Consider the following 1,084-nt stretch of genomic DNA (forward strand, 5'->3'; position numbering starts at 1 on the left):
CAATGCCAAGATTCGCCAGTTCATCACGGGCTGGAACGACCGCAAACACCCGTTCGTCTGGACTAAAACTCCCGAACAGATCCTCGCGAAAGCGAACCCTAAACCAACTTCAGAAACGCGACACTAGACTATACGTCGGTACCGCTTACTGTATGTTCGTACAGTACAAGGTGTCCCGGCTCAGTCGGCCTTGTCGACCTGACTATCGTGCCGTCGACAGCCAGTTGCTCAGGCCACCCGCATCGGGCCTCAGGGCCCCTTGGACGTCCCGGTCAAAGGTTGGGTCACGGGTCGGACGTGCGGGTGTCGGCGATATCTCCGTCGCCACAAGCCGAGGTATCGCACCCAGTACAACTTCATCGACAGGAAGGTTTGGACATGGACACATTTCGCGACAAGGCCGGCGAGCCGATAGGTACCGATATCGACAACTGGGTGGCCTCGTTCACGCGCATGGAATCCGGTTCCTCCGAGCTTCCTCCCCACCACCCCAACTGCCTTGGCTGTGGACCAGAGAACCCGAATGGTCACTTCCTCTCGGTACGGCGTGACGGAGACGGCGTCGTCGCACACCACCAGTTCGACCAGCGCCACGTCGGGGCACCGGGCATTGCACACGGCGGCGCGGTAGCGACCGTGATTGACGACCTCTTCGGCTTCTTGCTGTATTCGGTCGGCGAGCTCGCCGTGACGCGCCGTCTCGAGCTCGAGTATCTTGCGCCAGCACTACTCGACACCCCGTACATCCTGCGCGCTGCAGTTCGGTCTCGCGATGGCCGGAAATTGGACCTCAAGTCCACGATGGAGGATGCAGAGGGCCGCACTGTTATTACTGCCACTGCCCTGTTCATCGTGGTCGAGGTTGAACACTTTTTGCAGTCACAGAGAAACTCGAGGGCTTAGGCCAAACTCACCGCCGCGAGCACCAGGCCCGAATACGTCGAGGGTGTCGGCGGAGCGGAGCGTGTCAAATCAAATGAGACGTGAGGTGCTCGGTTGGGCTTGGCTAGTTTCGGGTGATCGGGCGTCGGGGTCGTTGATGGTCGCCTTTTCCGGCAGTCGGGGTGGGCGCGGTCGTCGGGTG

General features: G+C 60.5%; 1 protein-coding gene. It reads left to right on the forward strand.

What is annotated here, in order from left to right:
• Window positions 1–378: 378 nt before the first annotated feature.
• A complete protein-coding gene (locus tag Q2K20_RS18115) occupies window positions 379–903 on the forward strand; it encodes a PaaI family thioesterase (protein WP_017836045.1) in 525 nt (174 codons plus the stop codon).
• Window positions 904–1,084: the final 181 nt, after the last annotated feature.

It is taken from the genome of Dietzia sp. IN118 (assembly GCF_032905965.1).
In the GTDB taxonomy this organism is placed as follows: domain Bacteria; phylum Actinomycetota; class Actinomycetes; order Mycobacteriales; family Mycobacteriaceae; genus Dietzia; species Dietzia kunjamensis.

Excerpts from the sequence above, each read along its gene's own strand:
- Q2K20_RS18115 (WP_017836045.1), top strand. The coding sequence starts at position 379 with ATGGACACATTTCGCGACAAGGCCGGCGAGCCGATAGGTACCGATATC.